The sequence below is a fragment of the Flavobacterium sp. ov086 genome, from assembly GCF_900187965.1.
In the GTDB taxonomy this organism is placed as follows: Bacteria; Bacteroidota; Bacteroidia; order Flavobacteriales; family Flavobacteriaceae; genus Flavobacterium.
On sequence record NZ_FZNL01000023.1, the window covers coordinates 49,958 to 76,860 of the forward strand.

Genomic DNA, 26,903 nt, shown 5'->3' on the forward strand with positions numbered 1-26,903 from the left:
CACGGCTTCCAGAAGACTTTTTAGATCATTTAATACTTATTTTTGAGTTATTGAATGAATATTAAGAAAATTCTTGTTTCAAAATATTCGGAATTGTTTGATTTTAAACGGAATGCTTATGATAGTTGAGGAATCGGACTAGGAATTGCGAAAAACTTTGGCAGAAAATAATCAAGCTGACCAAAAAAAAGTTTCATTTACAACAAAGCCTATGCACAGAATCAAAATCATAAATCCTATTATACAATACTGGTTCCTGCCTTTATTTTTTCTTATTGGTTTATCTGTTACTGCGCAGCAAATAAAAGATACTACCAAATTGATTAATGTAAGTTATGGCAATAAGGGAATTGAATTAAGAACGAAAGACAATAAGTTTCTTTTTCAATTGCAAAGCCGTTTACAGTTTCGTTTTTCTACCCCAAACGATCAGGATCCATTGACTTATGATGATTATAGCCAGAACAAGGAAACTACTTTCAAAATTAATCGCGCCAGATTAAAAGTCGGTGGCCATGCTTTTGAACCTTGGCTGAAGTATTATTGGGAATATGAATTGAGCCAATCTAATTTATTGGATTTTAGGCTTATGATTGAAAAATGGAAATGGTTAAGTTTTAAAGTTGGACAATGGAAAGTAGAATTTACAAGAGAACGTTTTATAAGCTCAGGCGAGCAGCAAACCGTAGACAGATCTTTAATCAATAGGCCTTTTACGGCAGACAGACAAATGGGAGTGGAAGTTTACGGACATCTTAAAGGTAAAGGAATTGCTGATTTTAATTATTGGGCCGCCGCTCTTACCGGAACCGGACGTGGTAATACAACAAACGATGATAACAACTTAATGTATTTCGGGAGGGCTCAATGGAATTTTCTGGGAAGATTTCTTGATTTTGAAGGCAGTGATATAGAGTTTCATGAAAAACCAACACCTATTATTGCCTTTTCGGCACTTACAAACCGAAGCCCTTATACCCGATTTTCGCAATCCGGCGGAGGCTCTCTTGAAGGGTATGAAAATGGAGCTCCGGGACAATATAGGGTAAATCAATGGAATCTGGAAAGTGCTTTTATGTATCGCGGATTTTCATGGCAAAGCGAGTGGCATACCAAGGAGATTATAGACAAGCTAAATAATGACGACACAACAACCTTAAAGGGATACTATGTTCAGGCGGGGTATTTTTTCCATAATGCTTTTGACTGGTGGCCAAAACATTTAGAAATGGCAGCAAGACATGCCGCATATCGTCCTGATAATGCAATTAGACAAAATTTGCAAGACGAAACAACGATTGCTTTTAACTGGTTTTTTAAAGGACATAAAAACAAACTTACCTCAGAGTTTAGCTATTTCAGCTTTCAGGATAAGTCTTTACCACTAGAACAAGGTTGGCGATTTAGAGTACAATGGGACATCTCATTATAACAAAAAAAACACTGAAAAACAGCAAATTACAAAATAAGGTATCGTATTTCTGTGAAAATTATCACTGCAGTATTTAGATATTTTTGAAGTTAAATGTTTTTAACTTTTTATTACTATTCTTATTTTTTTTTAATAATTTTAATGAACATAAAACACTGAAAATGAAAAGCATAAAAAAAACTCTTAGAAAATTAGCACTTATGTGTTTAATGGGATCATTTTTTTTGATTTCAATTGATAGTATTGCACAACGTCATGGTGGAGGTGGGCACAGAGCTGGTGGAGGTGCCGCAAAAGTCAGCAGACCAGGATCTGGCGGCTCAGGAATTAAAAGATCAACTACTTCTACAAGACCTGCAACTAATAATAAAGTTACCAGACCATCTACAAACTCAAAAATTGGAGATAAAACAGTCAATAACAGAAATACAAACACTGTAAATAGAAATAACGTTGGCAATAGAAACAACAACATTAGCGGTAACACAGTAAACAGAAATAGAAACAATGTAAATATCAATGTAAACAATAGTGTACATGTCCGCAACAATCGCAACACAGTCGTTAGACCAGGTGTAAGACCTTATGCACGTCCTCCTTACCGTTATGGAGGTTATAGATACAATTGTTACCATCCTTATTATCCACGTCCTTACCACCCATTTTACTGGGGACCAGTTTGGCATCCATGGGGATTCTTCGTAGCAACATTGGCCGTAACAGCAATCGTAGTAAGCGTAGAAAGTACTCAATATCACTATGATCAGGGAGTTTGGTATACCTCGTCAAGCGGAGGTTATACAGCCGTGCCAGCGCCCGTTGGAGGAACCGTAAACAATATCCCAAGCGGAGCAGAAACGGTCAACACTGGAACCGTCAATAACTATTATTACGGAGGAACCTATTATGAAAAAGACGGAAGTTCGTATAAAGTAGTACCGCCAACAGCAGGAACTCTTGTAGACAACTTACCAGAAGGTGGTGAAGAAGTTACGATAGGAGACGCTAAATACGTAAAATTTGGAGAAACTTATTACCAACCAGTTCAGGTTGACGGAAAAAACAAATACGAAGTTGTTGATGTTCAAGAAGATAAATAAAACCATAGTAACCTTATCAAATAAATAGAATTTGATAAAGTTATTTTTTTAACTTTATCCTTATTTAATAACCTCTACCCGATTAAAATTAACCATAATGAAAAATAAGACCTATTGGATTTTTGCAATACTTACAATCTCCATTATTTCAATAGCTTACGGCTACACAAAATTTATAGTTCCAAAAGATAAATTGACTGCAATGGATTGTGCCGAAACTCCAAACGCTTCAGAAACTTCTTTGTTTAAACCAACAATAGAAAACAAAAACAAACCAACAGGCAAAACTCCTAAAGGAATGGTTTGGATTCCCGGTGGAGAATTCTCTATGGGAAGCAATGTCGAAGACGAAAGCTTATGCAGCATAAAAGGCGTGACAAAAGATGCCGCACCAATACACAGAGTTTATGTAGATGGTTTTTATATGGATCAAACCGAAGTTACAAATGACCAATTTGAAGCCTTCGTAAAAGCCACCGGTTATGTAACATTGGCCGAAAAAAAACCAAAACACGAAGACTACCCTGATGCTCCATTAGAAAATCTAATTGCAGGATCGGCCGTATTTACCCCTACTCCGGCAAATGTAAACCTAAACAACTACATGCAATGGTGGAGTTATGTTGGCGGTGCAGACTGGAGACATCCTGAAGGCCCAACCAGCTCTATAAAAGGAAGAGGCAATTATCCTGTTGTACAAGTTTCATATGATGATGCCGCTGCTTACGCAAAATGGGCAGGCAAAAGATTACCAACAGAAGCTGAATGGGAATTTGCAGCTCGTGGTGGAAAAACAGGTCAATTATACGCTTGGGGAAATACATTAAAACCTAAAGGAAAATTTCAGGCTAATATTTATCAGGGACACTTTCCGATAGAAAAAGGAGATACAGGCGAGGACGGTTACATTGGCATCGCTCCTACTGCACAATTTGAAGCAAATTCTTATGGACTTTATGATATTGGAGGAAATGTATGGGAATGGACAAATGATTGGTATACGGCAGATTATTATACTGTGATAAGCGAAAACGGGCAAGTTACTAAAAACCCTCGAGGTCCTGAATCTTCTTATGATCCGGGAGAACCTAATTTACCTAAAAAAGTACAACGTGGTGGATCATTTTTATGTACAGACCAATATTGTACCCGTTATATGGTAGGTACAAGAGGAAAAGGAGATTATCAATCACCAGCCAATCATATTGGTTTTAGATGTGTACAGTAATATTTTTTTTGCCACGAATTTCACGAATTAGCACGAATTAAATATACTATACATAACTTATAAATCCAATTTTATGAATGTAAATTCGTGAAATTGGATTTTTTTTAGACACTTATTAATTAGTGAAAATTAGTGAAATTCGTGGCAAACTTTTTTTCAGAATACCTTCTAATCGTGGCAAACTTTTCAATCTATATTTTTTCCGATTTCCATAATTTACATCGCTCAAACGCCTAAATAATTGTTTATATTTGCTAAAAAATAAACAAATGCAACATATTATAGATCGTTTTATCAGTTATGTAACAATTGATACCGAATCAGACCCAAATTCACAAACTACTCCCAGCACAGAAAAACAATGGAATCTTGCCAATAAATTAGTCGAAGAACTAAAAGCAATTGGCCTGGCTGATGTTACCATAGACGACAAAGCTTACATCATGGCAACTTTGCCAAGTAATGTAGACCACAAAGTACCAACAATTGGTTTTGTGTCGCATTTTGATACTTCGCCGGATTTTAGTGGAGCAAATGTAAAACCACAAATTGTCGAAAATTATGACGGAAAAGACATTGTTTTAAATGCAGAGAAAAACATTATTTTATCTCCAAATTATTTCAAAGATTTATTACAATATAAAGGACAAACGATCATCACAACTGACGGAACTACTCTATTAGGTGCCGATGATAAAGCCGGAATTACAGAGATTGTTTCAGCAATGGAATATCTTGTTCAGCATCCTGAAATTAAACACGGAAAAATCAGAATTGGTTTTACTCCTGACGAAGAAATTGGTCGTGGGGCACACCATTTTGATGTAGAAAAATTTGGTGCACAATGGGCTTACACAATGGACGGAAGCCAGATTGGTGAATTAGAATATGAAAATTTTAATGCGGCTGGAGCCAAAATTACTTTCAAAGGAAAAAGCGTTCATCCGGGTTATGCCAAAGGAAAAATGATCAATTCGATGTTGATTGCGAACGATTTTATCAACGAACTTCCTAAAGGAGAAACGCCTCAGGAAACTAAAGGCTACGAAGGATTTTTTCACGTTCACCACTTAACCGGAAGCATCGAAGAAACCGTTTTAGAATTAATTATTCGCGATCATAACAAGATTAAATTCGAAAAAAGAAAAGATTTAATTGGTAAAATTGCCAAGAAAATCAACAAGAAATATGCTAAACAATTTGGCGAAGATATTGTAACTGCCGTTGTAAAAGACCAGTATTACAACATGAAAGAAAAAGTACTTCCTGTAAAACATATTGTTGACATTGCCGAAAAAGCAATGAGAGAATTAAACATCAAACCAATCATTAAACCTATTCGTGGCGGAACTGATGGATCTCAATTATCATTTATGGGACTACCTTGCCCGAATATTTTTGCTGGTGGACATAACTTTCACGGAAAATACGAATATGTTCCTGCAGAAAGTATTCAAAAAGCAACTGATGTTATTGTAAAAATTGCCGAATTAACTGCAATTCCAGGCATTTTTGATGTACCTGAAAAACCAACAAAGAAAAAATAAAATGGAACCTGATTCTGATAAAAAACATTTTTGGGACAAAATCAATAATTGGGAAGAAGAACTTCTTTTCCTTAAATCGATTATTGATAAAACTGAACTGATTGAAACCATAAAATGGGGCGGACCAATCTATGTTTACGACAAAAAGAATGTTATCGGGATTGGAGGTTTCAAAAACTATTTTGCTATTTGGTTTCTGAATGGAGTATTCTTAAAAGACGAGAAAAAGAGACTAATCAACGCTCAGGAAGACAAAACGAAATCCTTGCGTCAATGGCGTTTTACTTCAAAAGAAGAAGTAAACGAAAAAGAAGTTTTAGCATACATCAATGAAGCAATTGAAAACGAGAAGCAGGGAAAAGTCATAAAAGCAACTAAAAAAGAAGCGATTGTTTCTGAACTTCTTCAAAAAGAAATGGATAAAAACCCAGCTTTAGCAGAAGCTTTTCAAAAATTCGCTCCATATAAACAATATGAGTTTCTGGAATATATTGAAACTGCCAAACAAGAGAAAACTAAACTAACGAGAATCGAAAAAGTGATTCCGATGATTTTAGAGAATATTGGATTGAATGATAAATACAGGAAGTAAATTCCAATTTTTTAAATTCCAATTCTGGACAAAAACCTTTGTCAAAGTTTAAAACTTTGACAAAGGTTTTTTTATTACACAAAGCGCGTCATTGCGAGGAACGAAGCAATCTCACGAAGTAACTCGACAAAGATTGAAGAATTACTATACAGAGTTTCTTGCGGAGATCCCTCGCTCCTTGGGATGACATACTTTGGGGTTACTTTATAGTTCACCTCTACTTTCCTTTGAATAAATTTACTCTTTTTTAAAACTAATCCAAAGTAAAGGCAAAGACACACAATGCGCCTAATTTCAAAACAAAAAAAAATCCCAAACTCCAATTATACATTGGAATTTGGAATTTATATTTTATTGGAATTTCTAAAAAAAATTACGCTTTTTTAGCCAAAGCAGCGCTCATTTCCATAGAAATAGCTGAACGTTCGATTTTTAATTTTCCAGACATTGTTTCGATTACTGCACTTGTTTCAGCAAGTTCAACAATTTTACCGTGAAAACCACTTTTTGTAATTATCTTATCACCTACTTTTAGGCCGCTTTCAAATTCTTTTTCGTTTTTTGCTCTTTTTTGTTGTGGTCTGATCATGAAGAAATACAACACGACAAACATTAGTAAATAAGGGGCAAATTTTAATAAATCTTGCATAGTATTCAGTTTTTATTTTTGTTATTAATATTTATGTTTTCTTTGGAATTTGGTCCAGAAGCTTCGGGATTAAAAAATTGGAATTTCTTCTCAATTACATTAACCCACGTCCAACTTTAATCATCTTTTTATTAGCCGTAAGCTCTTTAACAAGATTATCTAAAATTCCGTTGATAAAAATACTACTTTTTGGTGTAGAATACTCTTTAGCAATTTCTAAATATTCGTTAAGAGTTACTTTTACTGGAATCGAAGGGAATTTTAAAAATTCGCAAATTGCCATTTTCAAGATAATAGTATCAATCTCAGCAATCCTTTCGCTGTCCCAATTTGGAGTTTTATCATCGTATTCTTTTGCAAGAACAGATTCGTTTAAAACTGTTCTTCTGAACAAGTCTTTAGCAAAATCTTTATCTTCAACATCTTTATACAATTTTGGCACTCTAAAATCGTCAGGATCTTCTGTTTTGATTGCTTTCAATTGTTTGATAATATGTGTATTTACAACCGGAATATCATCAACCCAAGTTAACTTATCGTCTTCTAAATACTCATATAATTTTTCGTTAGGAACAATTACTTCTGCAAACAAATCAATTACAAATTGTCTGTCTTCTTCAAAAGTATTTGTGGTAGTGCTCATGTATTTTGCATACAAGTCGCTTGCTTTAATATCATTTAAAAGCAAAATGATATAATCATCATTTAAAGACCAGTTGTTGATTTTACGATTTTCTAAAGCAATACTTAAAGAATTACTTTCGGCAAGAAGTTGAAAAATTTTGTTTTTGACAAACTTTTCATTCGGATTACGTTCTGCAGCAGTTGCAAGATGTTTTTTACTTGAAAGATGTAAAAAAACAGACTCTTTTTTACAAATCTCAATCAATGAAGAAAGCATTATAAGATATAAGTCCTGAATATTATCAATACTGTAAAAAAGAAATTTCTCTTCTTTTTCCATATTATCAGAACCGCTTTGATGCATTGCATAAATGGATTGCATTACTTTAACGCGTATGTGTCTTCTATTTACCACCTTGTAAGAACATTTAAAAATTAGTCTGCAAAAATAAGAATTTAACAGGTGATAATAAAATTTAAAGTGATAAAAAGTATATCAATTTGATAAGTTTTTACAATTTAAAAAGCCTGAAAAATACTTTTATAGATTTTTCAGGCCTTTTATTGTGATTTTGAATAGTTTCTGACTCAAAACTAACCTGAATTATCAGGCTTTTTTATAAGAATAAGAAATATTATTTTTTGCTGTTTTCAATTTTTCTCAAATCAATACGATTTTGAGCAATTGTAAGAGCAGCTTTATGTGTAGTCATTCCGTTTTTCACAGCATAATCGATAATTTCTAAAGTAGTATTATAGATATTTTCTGTTTTAGACATGATCTCAGCTTTACCATAATGCTCTAATTCAGCATAAACATTGATGATTCCACCAGCGTTGATCAAGAAATCAGGTGCATATAAAATACCTCTTTCTTGTAATCTCTGACCGTGAACATTTTCATCAGCTAATTGATTGTTGGCAGCACCAGCAATAACTTTAGCCTTAATTTTGTCTACTGTATTATCATTAATGATCGCTCCCATTGCACATGGCGCATAGATATCAACATCTGCAGTATACAAATCTTCACCTGTATAGATCGTTGCATTGTATTTTTGAGCTACCTGATATAATTTTTCTTCGTTGATATCAGTAATTGTAACGATTGCTCCTTCTTTAGTCAAATACTCAACCAAAGCTTCACCAACGTGACCAATACCCTGAACCAAAACTTTTTTACCGTCTAAAACATCAGTACCAAACTGACTTTTAGCAGCAGCTTTCATTCCTAAATAAACACCGTAAGCCGTTATTGGAGAAGGATTCCCAGAACCACCTCTTTCTTCAGAGATACCCGTAACATAAGGCGTTACATCTCTAACAGTGTCCATGTCTTTAGTTTCCATTCCAACATCTTCAGCAGTGATATATCTACCTCCCAAAGAATGAACAAACTCACCAAACTTACGCATTAACTCAGGAGTTTTTTGCGTTTTAGCATCACCAATAATTACTGCTTTACCACCACCAATATTAAGCCCAGTAATTGCAGATTTGTATGTCATACCTCTTGAAAGACGCAAAACATCGTTTAATGCTTCCCATTCAGTATTATAATTCCACATTCTAGTACCTCCCAAAGCTGGCCCCATAACCGAATTATGAATACCAATAATTGCTTTTAAACCTGTATCTTTGTCATTGCAAAAAACAATTTGTTCGTGATCGTCAAAAGATAATTGACCAAAAACAGGATCCATTTTTTGAAGTTCCTTTCCAGTTGCGAAAGTTGCATCCATAGCGATAGTATTTGTTAGTTAAAATTATGAATTTGTCAAAAAGACTTCTCAAACTTAAATAAAAAATACACATGTGCTAATTTTTTATCTTTAAAATAACAATATAACAATCAATTTGTTCTGATAAAATTATACATTCCATTACTTTTAATTGATAATAATTTACAAAATCAAAACAATTCAACATTGAATCTCTTAAAAAAATGAAAGAATTAAGCTATTTAAACAAATATTTCATCAAATATAAATATAGTTTCTCATTGGGAATTTTAATCACCATAATCGCACAAATCTTCTCTTTATTTACTCCAAAGCTCATTAGCAAGTCTTTAAACGCGATCGAAAAGTTTGATAAACTGCCAAAATCAGATCAGGCATCGCAGGTAATTATCGATACTTATCGTGAAGGTCTAATTCATAACGTACTGCTAATCATAGCTACTACGATCGTAGCAGGTTTTTTAACATTTTTAATGCGTCAGACTTTAATCGTAATGTCACGCCATATTGAATTTGATTTAAAAAATGAAGTTTTTAAGCAATACGAGAATCTTTCACAGAATTTCTACAAACAAAACCGTACCGGAGATTTAATGAACCGTATTAGCGAAGACGTTTCAAAAGTTCGTATGTATGTTGGTCCGGCAGTTATGTACACCATCAATACTTTTATCCGTTTTGCCATCGTTATTATATATATGTATAATGTTTCGCCTTTATTGACCTTATACACGATTTTACCATTGCCAATTCTTTCGTATTGTATTTTTAAACTGAGTTCAGAAATCAATAAACGAAGCACCACTTTCCAGCAATATCTATCGAAAGTTTCCAGTTTTACTCAGGAAATATTTTCAGGAATTCGTGTTATAAAAGCGTATTCTTTAGAGAATCAACATCAGAATAATATGGTGGCTCTTGCCGAGGAGAGCAAAAAGAAAAGTTTGGATCTTGCCAAAGTGCAATCGCTTTTTGGCCCTTTGATGATTGCTTTAATCGGGATTAGTAACTTGGTGGTAATTTATTTTGGAGGTGTTATGTACATCAACGGAACGATTGCTAACATTGGCACAATTGCAGAGTTTATTCTATATGTAAACATGCTTACCTGGCCTGTAGCGTCCTTAGGATGGGTTTCGTCTATGGTTCAGGAAGCGGAAGCTTCTCAGAAACGTTTGAATGAATTTTTGAAAATTGAACCTGAAATCGAAAATAAAAATGAAAATCACTCGGATATTCAAGGGTCTATTGCTTTCGAAAATGTGAGTTATACTTATGAAGACACCAACATTGAAGCGCTGAAAAATGTAACTTTCACTGTAAAAAAAGGAGAAACATTAGCAATCCTCGGAAAGACTGGTTCCGGAAAGTCTACAATATTATCATTGATTTCCCGTTTATATGATGTTACTGAAGGAAGAATCACAATTGACCAAAACGAAATAAGTACTTTAAACCTAAATGACTTAAGAAACAACATTGGAATTGTGCCTCAGGATGCTTTTTTATTCTCGGATACCATTAAAAATAACATCAAATTTGGCAATCAAAATGCAACAGATGATGAAGTAATAGAAGCTGCCAAAAGCGCTGTGGTTCATGACAATATCATCGCTTTCAACAAACAATATGATACCATTTTAGGTGAAAGAGGAATCACACTTTCCGGCGGGCAAAAGCAGCGTGTATCTATTGCGCGTGCGATTATTAAAAACCCTGCAATTTTACTTTTCGACGATTGCTTGTCTGCGGTAGATACTGAAACGGAAGAAACAATTTTGAGCAATTTATTTGAAATATGTAAAGATAAGACTACAATAATAGTAAGCCATCGTGTCTCATCTGCTAAAAATGCTGATAAGATAATCATTCTTGAAGACGGCAGGATCATTCAACAAGGCTCTCATAATCAATTAATAAATCAGGAAGGCTATTATTCATCGTTATATTTAAAACAACTTTCGGAAAAAGAATTACTTTAATTGTTGCGTAATCGATAAATTTTTATGATTTTTGAGTACTATTAATTCCAAAAAATGATAGAACGTATTATGAGAGAAAATGACATGTTAGAAAAAGAAGAGATTTTTTCTAAAGTATTACGAGCAGGAAGAAGAACTTATTTCTTTGATGTGAGAGCTACTAAAGCTGACGATTATTATATCACGATTACAGAAAGTAAAAAATTTACTGAAGAAGATGGTTCTTTTCATTTTAAAAAACACAAAATTTACTTGTACAAAGAAGATTTTAGTGCTTTTGCCGAAATACTAGAAGAAATGACTTCATATGTCTTGAACCACAAAGGCGAAGAAGTAATTTCTGAAAGACACCAAAAAGATTTCAAAAAAGAATACGGTTCTGATAAACCTGAAGGTCAAAGAACTAGTTTTACTGATATTGATTTTGACGATATTTAGTCGAAAATAACTTTTTTAAAAGTACAAGTCCAATATGTCCCGCATTTTGGACTTTTTTTATATATTTAAAAATGCAAAAAGGGCTTTTTTAGACGACAATTCTAAAACATAACTACATTCCTCTAAAAAATTAATCACTAAATAAAATCCACGGCAATGGAAACACAAATTTTAATATTACCCGGGCTAGGAAATTCCGGCGAAAAACACTGGCAAACCTTTTGGCATAAAAAATTCGAAAATTCAATTCGATTGGTTCAGGACAATTGGGACGAACCTATTCGTGAAGAATGGCTAGCAAGATTAAACGAAGAAGTTTCTAAACTCAATCAGCCAACTATTCTGGTTGCACATAGCTTAGCCGTTTCACTCGTATTACATTGGGCTGAAGCTAATACTAACAAAAATATTGTTGGCGCATTACTGGTAGCTCCTGCCGATGTTGATTCACCTCAACACACACCAGAATCTATTAGGAATTTTTCACCAATTCCAACTTCAAAATTACCTTTTCCGTCGATCGTTGTAGCAAGCGAAAATGATCCTTATGCTTCCTTCGAAAGAAAACAATATTTTGCAGAAAAATGGGGAAGCGATTTTGTAAATGTCGGACAGCAAGGACACATCAACTCAGATTCTGATTTAAAATATTGGGAAGAAGGACAATTGATATTACAGCAGTTAATTGAGAAAATTTCTTAGTTTTCAGTCGCAGTTTTCAGTCTGGGCGTAAATTAACCGCTAAGTTCACAAAGGTTTTACGCAAAGTTTGCAAAGGTTTTGCTTGATTAAGTTCACAAAGCCAGATGTAAAAATCAATTCGTGCAGATTCGTGAATTCTTGGCGAAAATTAACCGCAAAGTTCACCAAGATTTTACGCAAAGTTTTCAAAGTTTTTAGCCAATTAAGTTCGCAAAGCTAGAATCTAAAAAGAATTCGTGTAGATTGGTGTCCATTCATGGCAAACTGAAAACTGAACACTAAAAAACTATCCAATCCTAAGTCCATTTTCTATTTTAAAATCAGGAGTTAATAAAATAACATCTCCCTCCTTGCCTATTGCACCAAGAACCAAGCATTCGCTCATGAATTTTCCGATTTGTTTTCTCGGGAAATTTACTACCGCTATAATTTGTCGGTTTAATAAATCCTCTTTTTTGTAATGCACTGTTATTTGTGCCGATGATTTTCTGATTCCAATCTCAACACCAAAATCAATTGTAAGCTGGTAGGCAGGTTTTCTTGCTTCGGGAAAATCATTTACATCTATAATGGTTCCGACACGCATATCGGTTCTCTCAAATTCATTCCAGGTTAAATCCATTCTTATTTCAATATTTGTTCATTTACAAACCTATAAATTTTGTAACTATTACCGCTAATTCTGTAACCGTTTTTTTAATGCAGCTTCTAATTTTACGCAGCAACTTATGAAAATAACACAAAAAAAAATATACAAAATGGAAAATAGTCTTGTAAACACCAGCTCATCTCTTAGAGATTTTGACTTTTATATTCAACATTTAAATACAGACAAATACATTGAAACAGATAAAAACGTAAAACTTTATATCAAAGATTACGGAAAAGGAAAACCGGTAATTTTAATTCATGGCTGGCCACTTTCTAATGAAATGTGGGAATACCAAATCGATTTTCTGGTTCAAAATAATTATCGTGTAATTGCTTATGACCGCCGTGGATTTGGCAAATCATCACAGCCTTATGACGGATATGATTATGATACTTTAACCGATGATTTAAAAGAAATTATCGAGCTGCTTCAACTAGAAAATGCAACTCTTGTAGGTTTCTCCATGGGAGGCGGAGAGGTTGTTCGCTACTTTAGCCGTTATAGTGGAAAAGGCGTTATAAAAGCAGTTTTAATTTCTTCAATAGTTCCTTTTTTATTGCAAACCAATGATAATCCTGACGGTCATCCAAAAGAAAAAAGCGAAAATACCGCAAATGCAATTAAAACGGACCGTATAGGATTTATGGATAATTTTGGAAAGACTTTCTTCGGAATCAACATCATCAACAGACCATTGAGTACTCCATTATTAGAATATTACAGAACGTTGTGTTCCTTTGCTTCTCCCCGAGCTACTTTAAAATGTGCCGAATCTTTTTCGTTTACAGATTTTAGAGCCGACCTGGATTCAATAAAAGTTCCGACTTTAATAATTCATGGCGACGACGATAAAATTGTTCCTATCGAACTTACTTCAAAAAAAGCGGCTAAAGCTATTCGTGAAAACACCTATATCGTGTATGAAGGCGCTCCGCATGGCTTATTTTATACCCACAAAGACAAACTAAACAAAGACTTATTAGAATTTTTGAATGCTTAAATAATTCAAAATGTCACAGCCTTTTATGATTATAAAGATTTCCGTATTCTCTTAAATACGGAAATTTCAATCTGCCAAAATCAATAAAATCTGTGGTAAAAGCTAAAACCCACCAATAAAACAGGTACTTAATAATAATTACCGCTATACCCTTTCTTTTACAGAATTTTAAAGTTATTTTTGAGTAACTAATATTCTGTAAAATGGCACGCACACCTTCAAATATGATTCCGCTTGGAACAATTGCTCCGGACTTCAAACTAAAAGACACTAATTCTAATAATGAATATTCGTTTGAAGATTTAAGGGGTTCAAAAGGTACACTTGTAATTTTTATATGTAATCATTGTCCGTTTGTGCTTCATGTGATTAGGGAAATTGTAATGATTGCCAATGATTATCGTGTTCAGGGAATTGGTGTTGTTGCTATTTCAAGTAATGATGTTGTAAAATATCCGCAGGATTCTCCGGAATTAATGACGGAATTTGCTTTCCAGAACAAAATCGATTTTCCTTATTTGTTTGACGAAACTCAGGAAGTTGCAAAAGCTTATGAAGCAGCTTGCACTCCGGATTTTTATTTATTTGACAGTCAGGATCGCTTATTTTACCGTGGTCAGCTTGATGATTCGAGACCAGGAAATGGAATTCCGCTAAGCGGAAGTGATCTTCGAAGTGCGATTGATGGCCTGATTTACAATAGAAGTCTGAACGAAATTCAGAAACCAAGTATTGGCTGTAACATCAAATGGAAATAAAGTTCTTAGGTTTTCCGAAAACTTTTCCTATCTTTGCAGATTAATAAAAATTCTCATTGTGAGCACTATACTTATATTTACAGTTTCTATGTTGTTGTTTTCTCTTACGAGAAAACCACTTACTGCTGTATTTATTTCACATAGTAAGGCCTTTATTAATTAGGCCTCCGTCTATTTCAATTTCTTCTTTCAGGCGGAGGATTTATACCAAGATTTAATCATTTATTTTATTTGAAAGAGTAAATACTCTCTCAAATATTTTTTTGGTTTTTTCAATCAAAAATTTCCAAAACATAATTATTTTCAAAACTCCAATCTGTATCTATACAATTTGGAATAGCAATTATGCTTTTATAAGCCTGTAAAGAAATCATACAAACATTGAAATTCAAATAAATTAATAACAATATAAATTAAAACACTCGTTATGAAACCAACACCCACCTTCTGTAAAACAGATTATCAGTTTTTGAGAGACTTAATCTTAAAAAGTAAAAATTCAACAAATACAAAGGAAGCCAATCAGCTTTCGCAAGAATTAGATCGCGCGATTATTAGTAAAGAAAGCGAATTAGACAACTCGATTGTGAGGATCAATTCTTATGTAACTATCGAAGATGTAAAAGCAAACAAACAAATGAAAATTCAAATCGTTTTACCTTCATTTGCAGATGTAAAGCAAAGTAAAATCTCAATTCTTGCACCTTTAAGTGTTGCTATTATTGGCTTTAAAGAAAATGATGAAGTTGACTGGGAATTGCCAGCCGGAATAAAAACTTTAAAAATAGTTGCGGTTAGCAATACTTCTGAAAGCATTTCTTAATTTTTTTAAACACCTCATTCGTGAAGGTGTTTTTTTATATCCTGTTTTAAACAAAAAAAACTATCCAATAAAAATTTACTGAATAGTTTTTACAAGTCTACAATAACAACTTCTTACAATTGAGAAGATATATAATTTGATATTGAAGCCATTTGAGTATCATCTAACTTCGCTTTCTTCTGCATTTTTACTAAAATTGGTTTCCAATCTTCCTGACTAAATTTCTTTGGGTCAAATAATTTATGGCATTTTGCGCAATTGTTTTCGTACATGCTTTTGCCAGCTGCCAATTCTGGCGTTAATTCTGTAGTTTTTACAGCCTCAGTTACAGCTGGAGTTGCCGGAGTAGCAGGAGCTGATTTTTTAGTACCACACGATACTACAAATAGAACTACTGCTGCTAGGATTAAGATTTTTGTTTTCATTACTTTACTTATTTTTAAGTAAATATAAAAAAATCCCATATGCCGAAGCGTATGGGATTGTTATTTAAAATAATACTAAATTGTATCTAAAAGTCTTATTTTACGTCCATTAATTCAACGTCGAAAATCAAAGTTGCGTTTGGCGGAATAACTCCTCCTGCACCTGAAGCTCCATACCCTAAATCAGATGGAATTACAAAACGAGCTTTGTCTCCAACTTGCAATAAAGCAATACCTTCGTCCCATCCTTCAATAACCTGACCTTGACCTAATCTAAATTCGATTGGTTTTTTGCGTGGATAAGAAGAATCAAAAACTTTTCCGTTTTCAAGAGATCCTTCGTAATGTACAGAAACAGTTTTTCCAGCTTCCGCTTTTTTACCGTCTCCTTTTTGGATCATCTTGTAACGTAAACCGCTATCAGTTTTATCAAAACCAGCAGCTAATTGCTCCATTTTTGCTTCAGATTCTGCTTTTAAAGCTGCATCACGTTTAAGACGAGCACCTTTTAAAGCGATGAAAGCTTCAATAGCATTGAATTTTTCTGCTTCTTCACCTACTCTGATGATTTCTACATTATCAAGAGAATCACCTTGAGCAACAGCATCAACGATATCCTGACCTTCGATTACGTGACCAAAAACAGTATGTTTTCCATCTAACCAAGAAGTTGGAACGTGAGTAATGTAAAATTGAGAACCGTTAGTTGCAGGACCAGAATTTGCCATTGCTAAAACTCCCGGACGATCGTGTTTTAAACTTGGGTGAAACTCATCATCAAATTTATAACCTGGATCTCCAGTTCCTGTTCCTTTTGGACAACCACCCTGGATCATAAAATCAGGAATAACTCTATGGAATGTTAATCCGTCATAGAATTTTTGTCCTTGAGGTTTTACTTTATTTTCCATATTTCCTTCTGCAAGAGCCACAAAATTCCCTACGGTTCCTGGTGTTAAATCATGTGTAAGTTTTACTAAAATCGAACCTTTACTAGTGTTGAATTTAGCGTATATTCCGTTTTCCATTGTTATTATTTTTAATTTGATTGCAAATTTACAAATTAATTTTATATCAATTTGTGCTTTCTATTTTTTATCCCGAGGCTTCGGGATTGATTTATAAGTAAGACCGTAAACTACAAATGACAATGCTGACAAACCAACACATCCGATAGTTACAGCGTGCCATCCGCCCAGTTTCCATAATAATAATCCGTAAGCAGATCCGGCTGCAGTTCCTAAAAAGCTGAATGACATAAATACGGTATTTAGTCTGTTTCTGGCTTCGGGAAGCAACGAATAAACTCGGGTTTGATTAGAGATGTGAACTCCCTGAATTCCTACGTCAATAAATACAATTCCGATTGCAATTCCGATGACACTTTCTATTGAAAAATAAAATATTATAAAACTAATTAATATCAATAAACAGCCATAACCAACGGCTACTCTTGAACCTCCTTTATCTCCTAATTTCCCAACCAAAGGCGCTGCTAAAGCTCCTGAAGCACCTACAATCCCAAACAAACCAATTGTTGCACTATTATAATTAAAAGGCTCTCCTGAAAGCAACAAAACCATAGTAACCCAGAAAGCTCCAAATTGTGCAAAACTAAACACGTTAATTATTGTAGCTTCACGTAAAATTGGTTGTGTTTTTATAAGCGTAAAAAGGGATTGAATCAACTGTCCATAAGTTCCTTGAAACTGAGGTTTGTTGACCGGAAATTTATTCTGAATCACAAAAAAGATCAACAAACAAACTCCTGCAGCGATATAAAACATAGATCTCCAGCCAAAAATCTGACCAATAAATCCGCTTAAAGTTCGTGATAATAAAATACCAACAAGTAAACCGCTCATAATGGTTCCAATAACTTTTCCTCGTTGTTCAGGGCTACTTAACGAAGCTGCCAAAGGTAAAATTAGTTGTGGAACGATTGAAGTAATTCCGATTAATAGAGAAGCAATTTGCAGCAGAAAAAAACTTTTTGCCGTTGCCGCTAAGATTAATGCTATTACGGAGGCAAAAGTTGTCATTAGAATTTGCTTTTTACGCTCGAGTTTGTCGCCTAATGGAACCATAAAAAACAGACCAATCGCATAACCAGCTTGCGTAAGATACGTTATTGTACCTGCGAAATCTTCTTGAATTTTAAATTCTTTGGCAATTAAAACAATTAAAGGTTGGCAGTAATACAGATTTGCAACTATAAGTCCAGTGCAAGCTGCCATAAATAAGACATTCGTTTTGGATAAATTCATTTTGCAAAAATACCAATCTAATCTTTATCAAAAGTTTAAAAAATCTATAAATTTTTCAAATTCGGAAACAAACTAGACATTTTTCTTAAGGATTATACTGATTTTTAAAATCTTATAATGACATAAAATCTTCCCGAATTGGACTGAAAACATCCGTCAAAAGTCCGCTTTCTAAACAAACCACACCATGAATTGCATGAGGTGGAATATAAAAACTATCCCCTTCTTTTAGCGTTTGTGTAACACCCGAAATCGTAACGTCAAATTTTCCGCTGGAAATATAAGTTACCTGTGAGTGATAATGTTCATGCAGAACGCCAATTCCACCTTTTTCAAAATAAACATTAACCAACATCACACGATCATCATACGCCATTATTTTGCGTTTGATTCCTTCTTCAACAACTTCCCACTCCAGTTCATCTCCTTTTATAAATTCTTTGCTTGTCCCGAAACTTTTCATATCTGTTTTTAATTGAATTTATATACTATTTTTAAAAAACCAGCTTCTGCTTAAATCAAGTTTTTAGAAATAAAATCACAGCTGTTTTTAATAGATTCAAAAGGATTTGGATTATAATTATTCTCCTGTTCTACAAAAAAATGTTTCATTCCGGATAGTTTTACTTCCTTAAAAATACTCTTAAAATCTACAGAACCGGAGCCTATTTCTGTATTTAAAGCTGGATTTTTCTTATCCATATCCTTTACATGCCACATTTTAAAACGTCCCGGATTTGCCGTAAATAACTTAAGCGGATCATTTCCTGAGCGAACAACCCAGTATAAATCCAACTCAAAATAAACCAGGTCTTTATCGGTTTCTTTTAATAGAATTTCATAGCCTGTGATTCCGTCATGCTTTTGAAATTCAAAATCATGATTGTGATAGGCCAGTTTTAAACCTGCATTTGTACAAGCTTTACCCGCTTGATTCAAACGGCTGGCAATTATTTTATAATCGGCGATATTTTTTCGAAAAGGTTCATTGATCCACGGAATTGTTAAATACTCGCTATTCAAAACCTTTGCTGCTTCAATAGCCGGAAGTAATTCTGCCGTATTTCCGTCTTCTAAAAAGCTTCCTAAATTATAATGTCCACTTACTGCTTTGAGTCCGTTTTGGTCTAGTATTTTCTTCAATTCGATTGGTGACAATCCCCAAAACTGATCTTTGATAGAAAACCCATACGTTTCGACAGTTGTAAATCCCGCTGCAGCAACTTTTTCTAAAGTCGATTTTATATCTTTAGGAAGTTCATCCCGTAAAGTGTATAACTGTAATCCAATTTCTTTTTTATTCATACTAAAGGCTAATGATGGAAGAGCCAAAACTGCGGTTGCAGCCAGACTGGTATTTATGATAAAGTTTCTTCTTGTAGTCATTTTTGCTTTGAAATTTGAGAATAGTAAAACTAATCTTTTAATTAAAACTTTTTCATTACGGCACTAAAAATTGTCTTTCAAAACTATTTATAAAACTTAGAAGAGCAATTTCCGTTTCTTCATTAATGATTTTTCCTTCCTCATTAATTTTTCCACGAACGCCCTGTATCAGTAGTTTAGTAGAATCATCAAATTTAGCTTCCAGAGTTTTCATCACCAATATCAGCTGTTCATGTCCCATTTCTCCCGAAGCCGAAGCAGTAATTAAACCTGTCTTTTTATTCGAGAAAATAGTCGTTGAAACGCACCATTCCAAAGCATTTTTTAAACTTCCGGGTAAACTGAAAACATATTCCGGAGTGCAAATTATGACTCCATCCGCAGAGGTAATTTTATTCCTGAAATCTTTGACTTCTTTGGGCAGATTTTCATTATCTAAATCTGGATTAAAATGTGGAATATCAGCCAAATCTTCAAAAATTTCAACCTCAAACTCAGGTTTTATCTTTTCTGAAATGTATTTTAAGATTTTATAATTGCTTGAGTTTTTTCTTGTACTGCCAGTTATAGCAAGGATTTTTATTGTTTTCATTTTTTATCGAATAGCGGCAATGTCAATATCTTTTTTCATTAATTCAAATCCGTCGTTTAAATTATTCTTTTTAAAGTATTTTTCTAAATCTAAAAGCCTTTTTTTATTGTCATATTTTATACAGGAATTCAATTTTCTTTGGCAGACAGAACATAATCTTATGGTACTTTTATCTGTTTCAGCCAAACTAATAGTTCCATTCATGACACAATCTGCAGTAATACAATGGTGCAAACCAAACATATGTCCAATTTCATGAGAACTTGTTTTTAATAATCTGGATAAACATAAATTAAAATTTTCAGAAGTTAATTCCCCATCTTGAAACCTGTAAATAGAACTTACACCTACTTTATCCCGATAAGACGCCAAACCAAAAACATAATTCCATGACGGTTTTGGAAACAAATCTACTTCTGAAAGTCCCATCAAGGCAATTCCGTTCAAGGGTTTTTCTTTTTTTAAAATACTATCTAAAAGATATCCTGCTAAAAATTGTTCATTGCCTTCATTCCCAATTCTTCTAGCTGAAATTGGCACAATATCATTAGAAATAGGTTCTAATGTTTTTGTTTTTAACTGAAAGAAAACCTCTAAATATTCATTCATCAACTCAATTTGTTTCTTTTGCAAAACATTAAAGTTCCCAATTGGTCTTATATAAATGATATTTGAATCTTTTGTTGGAGTAATATGTTTGGAATCTTTATACTGTTCAAAACTCTGTCCGTTTTCTTTATGAGAAAACAACCATTCTCCATCAACGGGTGTAGATAATTTAACATCGTTATTTTTGATCGAATCAAAATACTGATCTTCTTTGTTTTTGCTACAGGAACAAAATATTATAAAAATAAGAATAGCTATTTTCTTCATATACTTTTTGTTAAATATATTCAAAAAACAGCTATTCTTATTTTTCTTTTTGATTTTTTTTATCAATTTTTTTTTAAACTTTTTATTCAAATTATTCAAAAAAAATCAACACCGCAGTACAATTATCCCGTAGGGCAATATCATTAAGTTAAGATATTTTAGATTCTGTTCCATCGGAACACCTCATCGGTAGAAAAAAATGTATCGTGATAAGCATCGTCCCATTGGGACGTTTGAGGAATTGTATATGTAATCTGGATATGTTTTTCCAATTATTATTTATAAAATCAAACGTTCCTACGGAACGTGAAAAAACGTCGTGTTTAATGGGCTACTACCAACCAAATGTTCCGATGAAACAAAAAGATATTATCCTTAACAAATTGTTCTATTGGATTTTTCCTTAATTTAATGACATTACCCTCTGGGACTACACCTGGTAAGATTTCTACTTCTTACTTGTATCTGCTTCAAAGTTATCAAAATATGTATAATCTTTGGCAATTAATCCGTTCTCGATTGTGAAAACGGTACAAATAGGCAGTTCTAATTTTGAATTATCCGGTGCAGTTCCTGTTGAAACAAATTCGACAATTATATTCTTTTCTCCCGATGGGTAAATCTGGATAATTTTATCATGTAAATCAGGGAAAATCTTATTTAACTCCGCATATTTATCTTCAGTTTGTTTGCGGGTTTGTTTTACAATTCCTTTTCCGAAAGAAGGGTCTTTAAAATCAGCAGTTTCTATATACATTTCCGACATCTTTTTCCAATCATGATTATTAAAATGATCAAAGTACTCTTTTACCACTTTTTCATTTTGAGTTGTATCCACAATTTTTGGTTGATTTTGGTTGTTACAGGAAATAAACATAAAAACTGCAATTGCGATTATTGTTAATTTTCTCATCTTCTTTTGAGTTTAAATTATTCTAAAATGATTTAAATATAATAAAAATCAGTACAAGAATTCCAATAACCAAATTTTCATTACATTGATTTTAAATAAATTACAAGCCAAAACATTACATTTCTAACATTCTTATAAAAGCAATTATTTCAATTTTAAAATCTTAAAATTCTCAAATATTAACTTTGTATCTTTGCCGCTTAGAACTATTGAAGAAAAAAAATGCGAATTGACATTATAACGATTTTGCCGGAATTATTAAAAAGTCCTTTTGAGGCTTCGATCATGAAACGTGCTATAGACAAAGGTCTGGTAGAAGTTCATTTTCATAATTTGCGTGATTATACTACGAACAAACAAAAAAGTGTCGACGATTATCCGTTTGGAGGTGGCGCCGGAATGGTTATGACTGTTCAGCCAATTGACGCTTGTATTACGCATTTGAAAAGCGAACGTGAATATGACGAAATCATTTATATGTCGCCTGACGGAGAAACACTGAACCAAAAAATGGCAAACACAATGTCAATGTATGAAAACATAATCATTTTATGCGGACATTATAAAGGTGTAGATCAGCGTGTGCGTGATCATTTTATTACGAAAGAAATTTCGATTGGTGATTACGTTTTATCAGGAGGAGAATTAGGCGCTTTAGTTTTATCTGATGCTTTGATTAGGTTAATTCCTGGTGTTTTAAGTGATGAAACTTCGGCATTAACAGATAGTTTTCAGGACAATTTACTTTCAGGACCTATATATACAAGACCTGCAGACTACAAAGGATGGAAAGTTCCAGATGTTTTAACCAGTGGTCATTTTGCTAAAATTGACAAATGGCGCGAAGATATGGCGTATGAACATACGAAGAACAGACGTCCTGATTTATTGGAGGGACATTAAAATTTGTTTCAGGTTTCTTTTGTTTCAAGTTCCAATTTTGCGCAATCCAACCTGAAACTTGAAACCTGACCCGAGGCTGAAAACCGAACAGGCGAAGCAAACAAAAAAACACCCTTAACCCTCAATTTATCAGCAACTTAAAATAATTCACAATTTACAATTTATAATTCATAATTATTTTCTACATTTGCACCCGAATTAGACTAACCTCTGGCGAGATCCGTGAATGTTGCTCTATAAAAACCATAATTATAAGATATCATGGCAGATTTAATGAAATTCGTTCAAACCGAATTAGTTGCTAAAAAAGATTTCCCTGTTTTCGGAGCTGGAGATACTATCACAGTTTACTACGAAATTAAAGAGGGTGAAAAAACAAGAACTCAGTTTTTTAAAGGAGTTGTTATTCAAAGAAGAGGTTCTGGTAACACAGAAACTTTTACTATTCGTAAAATGTCAGGTGCAATTGGAGTTGAGCGTATCTTTCCAGTAAACTTACCAGCTTTACAGAAAATTGAAATCAACAAAAAAGGAGCTGTACGTAGAGCTAGAATTTTCTACTTCAGAGAACTTACTGGTAAAAAAGCTAAGATTAAAGATAAAAGAAGATAATCATTTATCTCTTTGTTATAAAAAAACTCGTTTCATTTATTTGAAACGAGTTTTTTTTTGTGCCTAATTTTTAAAATATCCTGAATCTAGTTTACGTCAAACCCGACAGTTTTTTAAAACCTGTCGGGTTTCTGAGATTGTAGTGATAATTGCGCTTAGTAAACAAAAGTTCTTGTTTTATGGTTTGCGTGAGGGATAAAAATCAATGCCATTAAGTTAAGATATTTTAGATTGTGTTCCATCGGAACACCTCATCGGTAGAAAAAAAATGCATCGTGAAAAATATCGTCCCATTGGGACGTTTGAGAAATTGTACAGGCAATCTGTATATGTTTTACCAATATTATTTATAAAATCAAACGTTCCTACGGAACGTGAAAAAACGCCGTATTATTGGACTACCAATGAAATGTTCCGATGGAACAAAACAACAATATTGCGAGGACTTGAAACGGATATCCCGGTTCGCCTTTTTCGGCGAACACGCCCAAAATAAAAAAACCGACACTCATAAAGCATCGGTTTGTATTTTAATGAAAATTGGTATTCTATTTATTTAATAGTTTTTCCAAATATTCGATTTTATCTTTTTCAGCTTGTAGCAAACGTTCGTAAAGCTTTTCTTTTTCATGAAAAGTCTCCATTAATTTATCCAATGGATTAAATGTATAATGATTATTATTTCCAAAATGACCGTTATTAATACTATTGTCGTGGAAACTATTAAAATAACTAATCATATTTTCTTCTAAAAAACTTTTGATTGCTTCGACAGTTACACCAAGCGCTTTTGCAATTTCTGCAAGTTTTTCTTCCTCTATAGTTTCACTGTTTTCAATAGTAGAAATAGTTTGCTGGCTTATGCCTAAAGCCTGTGCCAAAGCTTCCTGTTTCATATCACGAAGTTCACGAATACAGCTTATTTTTCGCCCTATATGGTTTGGTTTTGTAAGTGTGCTCATAATTCAAAGATAATGATTAAGCGTAATAATAACCAACAAGTAAAAAACATATTAAACAATGTATCTTACATTTGTTATATGTCTCTTGCATTTTAGTCAAAAATACAACTTTTCAGACAAAAACTATCAAAGCTAAAATGGATTTCTACAACTTCTGGCGTTTTCCTTTTTCGGAAGCTTTCACTTTTAACTCTGATTCATCAAAACTGCAATTTTTTAATATCAAAATAATCGATTTAGCAATTTAATGAGTCCGAAATAACAATCTGATAATTTCGGCATTTCTCATCAAAACTACACCGTTTTCGGACTGATTTTATTATATTTGCTCCGCTCATTCTGAGCCGACTATACCTTTACATCGCTTAATCTCGGCGATACGATTATAAAAAAAAAAAAAGAAATGACACAGAATTCAAAAATCTATTACACCTTAACTGATGAGGCGCCATTATTAGCGACTTATTCTTTTTTACCTATTGTTCAAGCATTTACTGCTACTGCTGGTATTGCTATTGAAACTAGAGACATCTCTTTAGCAGGTAGAATTTTATCGAATTTTCCTGAGCTTTTAACCGATGCTCAAAAAACTGGAGATGCTTTGGCTGAATTAGGTCAATTAGCGACACAACCTGAAGCTAACATCATCAAATTACCAAACATTTCGGCATCTGTACCGCAATTGAAAGCTGCTATTGCTGAATTACAATCTCACGGTTACAAAATCCCTAATTTCCCTGAAGATCCTCAAAACGATGCCGAAAAAGAAATTAAGGCAAAATATGCTAAAGTTTTAGGTTCTGCTGTAAATCCGGTTTTACGTGAAGGAAACTCTGATCGTAGAGCACCAAGAGCAGTAAAAAACTTTGCAAAAGCAAATCCGCATTCAATGGGTGCTTGGTCTGCTGACTCAAAAACTAAAGTTGCTTCAATGCCAAACGGTGATTTCTACGGAAGTGAAAAATCACTTACTGTTGCAGACGCTGACGATGTAAAAATCGAGTTTGTTGCAAAAGACGGCACAACAACTGTTCTTAAAGCAAGTACTCCGCTTAAAGCAGGTGAAATAATTGACAGCTCAGTTTTGAGTGTAAAAAAATTAAAAGCTTTTGCTGCTGATGCAATTGCAGATGCTAAAAAAGAAGGTGTTTTACTTTCTGTGCATTTAAAAGCTACTATGATGAAAGTTTCAGATCCAATTATCTTTGGCGCTATCGTTGAAGTTTATTTTGCTGATCTTTTCAAAAAATACGAAGCTTTATTTGCTGAATTAAATATTGATACAAGAAATGGTTTAGGTGATATCTATGCAAAAATTGCAGGAAGACCTGAGCAGGCTGAAGTTGAAGCCGATATTACTAAAGCGATCGAAAACGGTCCAGCTTTAGCAATGGTAAATTCTGATAAAGGAATTACAAACTTACACGTTCCATCTGATGTTATTGTAGATGCTTCTATGCCGGCAATGATTCGTACTTCTGGACAGATGTACAACAAAGACGGAAAACAACAAGATACAATCGCTCTTATTCCGGATCGTGCTTATTCTGGAATTTATACTGCAACTATTGATTTCTGTAAAAAACACGGTGCTTTTGATCCTAAAACAATGGGAAGTGTTCCTAACGTAGGTTTAATGGCTCAAAAGGCAGAAGAATACGGATCTCACGACAAAACTTTCCAGGTAAAAGGAGACGGTGTTGTTCGTGTTGTAGACAATAAAGGAACTGTTTTAATGGAGCAAGACGTTGAAGCCAATGACATTTTCAGAATGTGTCAGGCAAAAGACGCTCCTATTCAGGACTGGGTTAAACTAGCTGTAAACAGAGCTCGTTTATCTGATACTCCTGCTGTTTTCTGGTTAGACGAAAACAGAGCGCATGACAGAGAATTGATCGCAAAAGTTCAAAAATACCTTAAAGATTACAATACCGTAAATCTTGATATCCGTATCTTAAACCCAGTTGCTGCTACAGAATTTACTTTAGACAGAATCATCAAAGGTTTAGACACTATCTCTGTAACAGGAAACGTTTTACGTGATTACTTAACTGACTTATTCCCAATTTTAGAATTAGGAACTTCAGCTAAAATGTTGTCTATCGTTCCGTTAATGAATGGTGGTGGATTGTTCGAAACTGGTGCCGGAGGTTCTGCTCCTAAACACGTTGAGCAATTTACAGAAGAAGGATATTTACGTTGGGATTCATTAGGAGAATTTTTAGCTCTTGGTGCTTCTTTAGAGCATTTAGGACAAACTTTAGACAACTCTAAAGCAATTATTTTATCTGAAACTCTTGACGAAGCAAATGATAAATTCCTTGCTAACGATAAATCTCCAGCTCGTAAAGTAGGTCAAATTGACAACCGCGGTTCTCACTTTTACCTTGCCTTATATTGGGCACAAGCATTGGCAGCTCAAAACAAAGATGCAGAATTGAAAGCAATCTTTACTCCAATCGCTGCTGAACTTGAAGCTAATGAAGCTAAAATCGATGCTGAATTAATTGGTGCACAAGGAAAACCTCAAACTCTTGGTGGTTATTACCAACCAACTCCCGAGTTAGTAAGCAAAGCAATGCGTCCAAGTGCAACTTTCAACTCTATTATTGCTGAAATAAAATAATACATAAGTTACGAGACGCACCGCTGTGCGTCTCTACGATATTATAAAAAAAAGACAACTTTTATAAAGTTG

27 protein-coding genes are annotated in these 26,903 nt (G+C 33.7%); 14 read left to right on the plus strand and 13 right to left on the minus strand.

Annotated features, from left to right (window positions below; genetic code table 11):
- Window positions 1-211: 211 nt before the first annotated feature.
- The 5 genes from CHB81_RS21195 to CHB81_RS21215 all read left to right on the plus strand — a co-directional run bounded on the left by CHB81_RS21195 (window position 212) and on the right by CHB81_RS21215 (window position 5,899).
- A complete protein-coding gene (locus CHB81_RS21195) occupies window positions 212-1,432 on the plus strand; it encodes an OprO/OprP family phosphate-selective porin (RefSeq protein ID WP_089353890.1) in 1,221 nt (406 codons plus the stop codon).
- A gap of 161 nt (window positions 1,433-1,593) precedes the next feature.
- Entirely contained in the window at window positions 1,594-2,532 is a 939-nt protein-coding gene (locus CHB81_RS21200; protein WP_089353838.1) for a DUF6515 family protein, read from the plus strand.
- Window positions 2,533-2,629: 97 nt separating this feature from the next.
- On the plus strand, window positions 2,630-3,760 hold the full coding sequence (locus tag CHB81_RS21205) for a formylglycine-generating enzyme family protein (protein WP_089353839.1): 1,131 nt from the start codon (window positions 2,630-2,632) through the stop codon (window positions 3,758-3,760).
- A 269-nt stretch (window positions 3,761-4,029) separates the two neighbouring features.
- Window positions 4,030-5,307, plus strand: a complete 1,278-nt coding sequence (gene pepT, locus CHB81_RS21210) for a peptidase T (protein ID WP_089353840.1) — start codon at window positions 4,030-4,032, stop codon at window positions 5,305-5,307.
- Between the two features lies 1 nt (window position 5,308).
- Window positions 5,309-5,899 carry a YdeI family protein gene (locus CHB81_RS21215; protein ID WP_089353891.1) on the plus strand — a complete coding sequence of 197 codons (591 nt, stop codon included), beginning with the start codon at window positions 5,309-5,311 and terminating at the stop codon, window positions 5,897-5,899.
- A gap of 373 nt (window positions 5,900-6,272) precedes the next feature.
- On the opposite strand, the gene yajC is transcribed toward CHB81_RS21215, so the two are convergent.
- The 3 genes from yajC to CHB81_RS21230 all read right to left on the minus strand — a co-directional run bounded on the left by yajC (window position 6,273) and on the right by CHB81_RS21230 (window position 8,914).
- A complete protein-coding gene (yajC, locus tag CHB81_RS21220; protein ID WP_089353841.1) occupies window positions 6,273-6,548 on the minus strand; it encodes a preprotein translocase subunit YajC in 276 nt (91 codons plus the stop codon).
- Window positions 6,549-6,642: 94 nt separating this feature from the next.
- Window positions 6,643-7,554 carry a transcription antitermination factor NusB gene (gene nusB / locus CHB81_RS21225; protein WP_089353892.1) on the minus strand — a complete coding sequence of 304 codons (912 nt, stop codon included), beginning with the start codon at window positions 7,552-7,554 and terminating at the stop codon, window positions 6,643-6,645.
- 253 nt (window positions 7,555-7,807) lie between these two features.
- Window positions 7,808-8,914, minus strand: a complete 1,107-nt coding sequence (locus CHB81_RS21230; protein ID WP_089353842.1) for a Glu/Leu/Phe/Val dehydrogenase — start codon at window positions 8,912-8,914, stop codon at window positions 7,808-7,810.
- A gap of 203 nt (window positions 8,915-9,117) precedes the next feature.
- On the opposite strand from CHB81_RS21230, the gene CHB81_RS21235 reads away from it, so the two are divergent.
- From CHB81_RS21235 to CHB81_RS21245, 3 genes are all read left to right on the plus strand, one after another.
- Window positions 9,118-10,896, plus strand: coding sequence for an ABC transporter ATP-binding protein (locus CHB81_RS21235; RefSeq protein ID WP_089353843.1), 1,779 nt, complete (start codon window positions 9,118-9,120; stop codon window positions 10,894-10,896).
- Window positions 10,897-10,965: 69 nt separating this feature from the next.
- Window positions 10,966-11,334 carry a PUR family DNA/RNA-binding protein gene (locus CHB81_RS21240; RefSeq protein ID WP_017495419.1) on the plus strand — a complete coding sequence of 123 codons (369 nt, stop codon included), beginning with the start codon at window positions 10,966-10,968 and terminating at the stop codon, window positions 11,332-11,334.
- 156 nt (window positions 11,335-11,490) lie between these two features.
- Window positions 11,491-12,036, plus strand: coding sequence for an alpha/beta hydrolase (locus CHB81_RS21245; protein ID WP_089353844.1), 546 nt, complete (start codon window positions 11,491-11,493; stop codon window positions 12,034-12,036).
- A gap of 286 nt (window positions 12,037-12,322) precedes the next feature.
- Here the strand turns inward: CHB81_RS21245 and CHB81_RS21250 are convergent, their stop codons facing one another.
- The gene (locus tag CHB81_RS21250; protein ID WP_089353845.1) at window positions 12,323-12,658 is read right to left on the minus strand and encodes a tRNA-binding protein; all 336 of its coding nucleotides are present in this window, start codon (window positions 12,656-12,658) and stop codon (window positions 12,323-12,325) included.
- Between the two features lie 136 nt (window positions 12,659-12,794).
- Here CHB81_RS21250 and CHB81_RS21255 point away from each other — a divergent pair, with 136 nt between their 5' ends.
- The 3 genes from CHB81_RS21255 (at window position 12,795) to CHB81_RS21265 (ending at window position 15,269) form a co-directional block, all read left to right on the plus strand.
- Entirely contained in the window at window positions 12,795-13,688 is an 894-nt protein-coding gene (locus tag CHB81_RS21255) for an alpha/beta fold hydrolase (RefSeq protein ID WP_089353893.1), read from the plus strand.
- Between the two features lie 203 nt (window positions 13,689-13,891).
- A complete protein-coding gene (locus CHB81_RS21260; protein ID WP_089353846.1) occupies window positions 13,892-14,446 on the plus strand; it encodes a thioredoxin family protein in 555 nt (184 codons plus the stop codon).
- 427 nt (window positions 14,447-14,873) lie between these two features.
- Window positions 14,874-15,269, plus strand: coding sequence for a GreA/GreB family elongation factor (locus CHB81_RS21265; protein WP_089353847.1), 396 nt, complete (start codon window positions 14,874-14,876; stop codon window positions 15,267-15,269).
- A gap of 113 nt (window positions 15,270-15,382) precedes the next feature.
- On the opposite strand, the gene CHB81_RS21270 is transcribed toward CHB81_RS21265, so the two are convergent.
- From CHB81_RS21270 to CHB81_RS21305, 8 genes are all read right to left on the minus strand, one after another.
- Complete coding sequence (locus CHB81_RS21270; protein ID WP_089353894.1) at window positions 15,383-15,694, minus strand: cytochrome c; 312 nt, start codon at window positions 15,692-15,694, stop codon at window positions 15,383-15,385.
- Window positions 15,695-15,789: 95 nt separating this feature from the next.
- Window positions 15,790-16,722 carry a peptidylprolyl isomerase gene (locus CHB81_RS21275; RefSeq protein WP_089353848.1) on the minus strand — a complete coding sequence of 311 codons (933 nt, stop codon included), beginning with the start codon at window positions 16,720-16,722 and terminating at the stop codon, window positions 15,790-15,792.
- Between the two features lie 60 nt (window positions 16,723-16,782).
- Window positions 16,783-17,931: an MFS transporter gene (locus CHB81_RS21280; protein WP_254921216.1), complete on the minus strand. Its 1,149-nt coding sequence runs from the start codon at window positions 17,929-17,931 to the stop codon at window positions 16,783-16,785.
- A gap of 142 nt (window positions 17,932-18,073) precedes the next feature.
- Complete coding sequence (locus CHB81_RS21285) at window positions 18,074-18,424, minus strand: cupin domain-containing protein (RefSeq protein WP_089353850.1); 351 nt, start codon at window positions 18,422-18,424, stop codon at window positions 18,074-18,076.
- Window positions 18,425-18,474: 50 nt separating this feature from the next.
- Complete coding sequence (locus tag CHB81_RS21290; RefSeq protein ID WP_089353851.1) at window positions 18,475-19,347, minus strand: sugar phosphate isomerase/epimerase; 873 nt, start codon at window positions 19,345-19,347, stop codon at window positions 18,475-18,477.
- Window positions 19,348-19,402: 55 nt separating this feature from the next.
- On the minus strand, window positions 19,403-19,939 hold the full coding sequence (locus tag CHB81_RS21295; RefSeq protein ID WP_089353852.1) for an NADPH-dependent FMN reductase: 537 nt from the start codon (window positions 19,937-19,939) through the stop codon (window positions 19,403-19,405).
- Window positions 19,940-19,942: 3 nt separating this feature from the next.
- The gene (locus CHB81_RS21300; RefSeq protein WP_089353853.1) at window positions 19,943-20,815 is read right to left on the minus strand and encodes an archaemetzincin; all 873 of its coding nucleotides are present in this window, start codon (window positions 20,813-20,815) and stop codon (window positions 19,943-19,945) included.
- 448 nt (window positions 20,816-21,263) lie between these two features.
- Complete coding sequence (locus tag CHB81_RS21305; protein WP_089353854.1) at window positions 21,264-21,728, minus strand: nuclear transport factor 2 family protein; 465 nt, start codon at window positions 21,726-21,728, stop codon at window positions 21,264-21,266.
- A 222-nt stretch (window positions 21,729-21,950) separates the two neighbouring features.
- Here CHB81_RS21305 and trmD point away from each other — a divergent pair, with 222 nt between their 5' ends.
- Window positions 21,951-22,631, plus strand: a complete 681-nt coding sequence (gene trmD, locus CHB81_RS21310) for a tRNA (guanosine(37)-N1)-methyltransferase TrmD (protein ID WP_089353855.1) — start codon at window positions 21,951-21,953, stop codon at window positions 22,629-22,631.
- Between the two features lie 261 nt (window positions 22,632-22,892).
- Complete coding sequence (gene rplS, locus CHB81_RS21315; protein ID WP_055098496.1) at window positions 22,893-23,243, plus strand: 50S ribosomal protein L19; 351 nt, start codon at window positions 22,893-22,895, stop codon at window positions 23,241-23,243.
- Window positions 23,244-23,791: 548 nt separating this feature from the next.
- Here the strand turns inward: rplS and CHB81_RS21320 are convergent.
- Complete coding sequence (locus CHB81_RS21320) at window positions 23,792-24,205, minus strand: helix-turn-helix transcriptional regulator (protein WP_089353856.1); 414 nt, start codon at window positions 24,203-24,205, stop codon at window positions 23,792-23,794.
- Window positions 24,206-24,608: 403 nt separating this feature from the next.
- Here CHB81_RS21320 and CHB81_RS21325 point away from each other — a divergent pair, with 403 nt between their 5' ends.
- Window positions 24,609-26,831: an NADP-dependent isocitrate dehydrogenase gene (locus tag CHB81_RS21325; RefSeq protein WP_089353857.1), complete on the plus strand. Its 2,223-nt coding sequence runs from the start codon at window positions 24,609-24,611 to the stop codon at window positions 26,829-26,831.
- Window positions 26,832-26,903 lie beyond the last annotated feature (72 nt).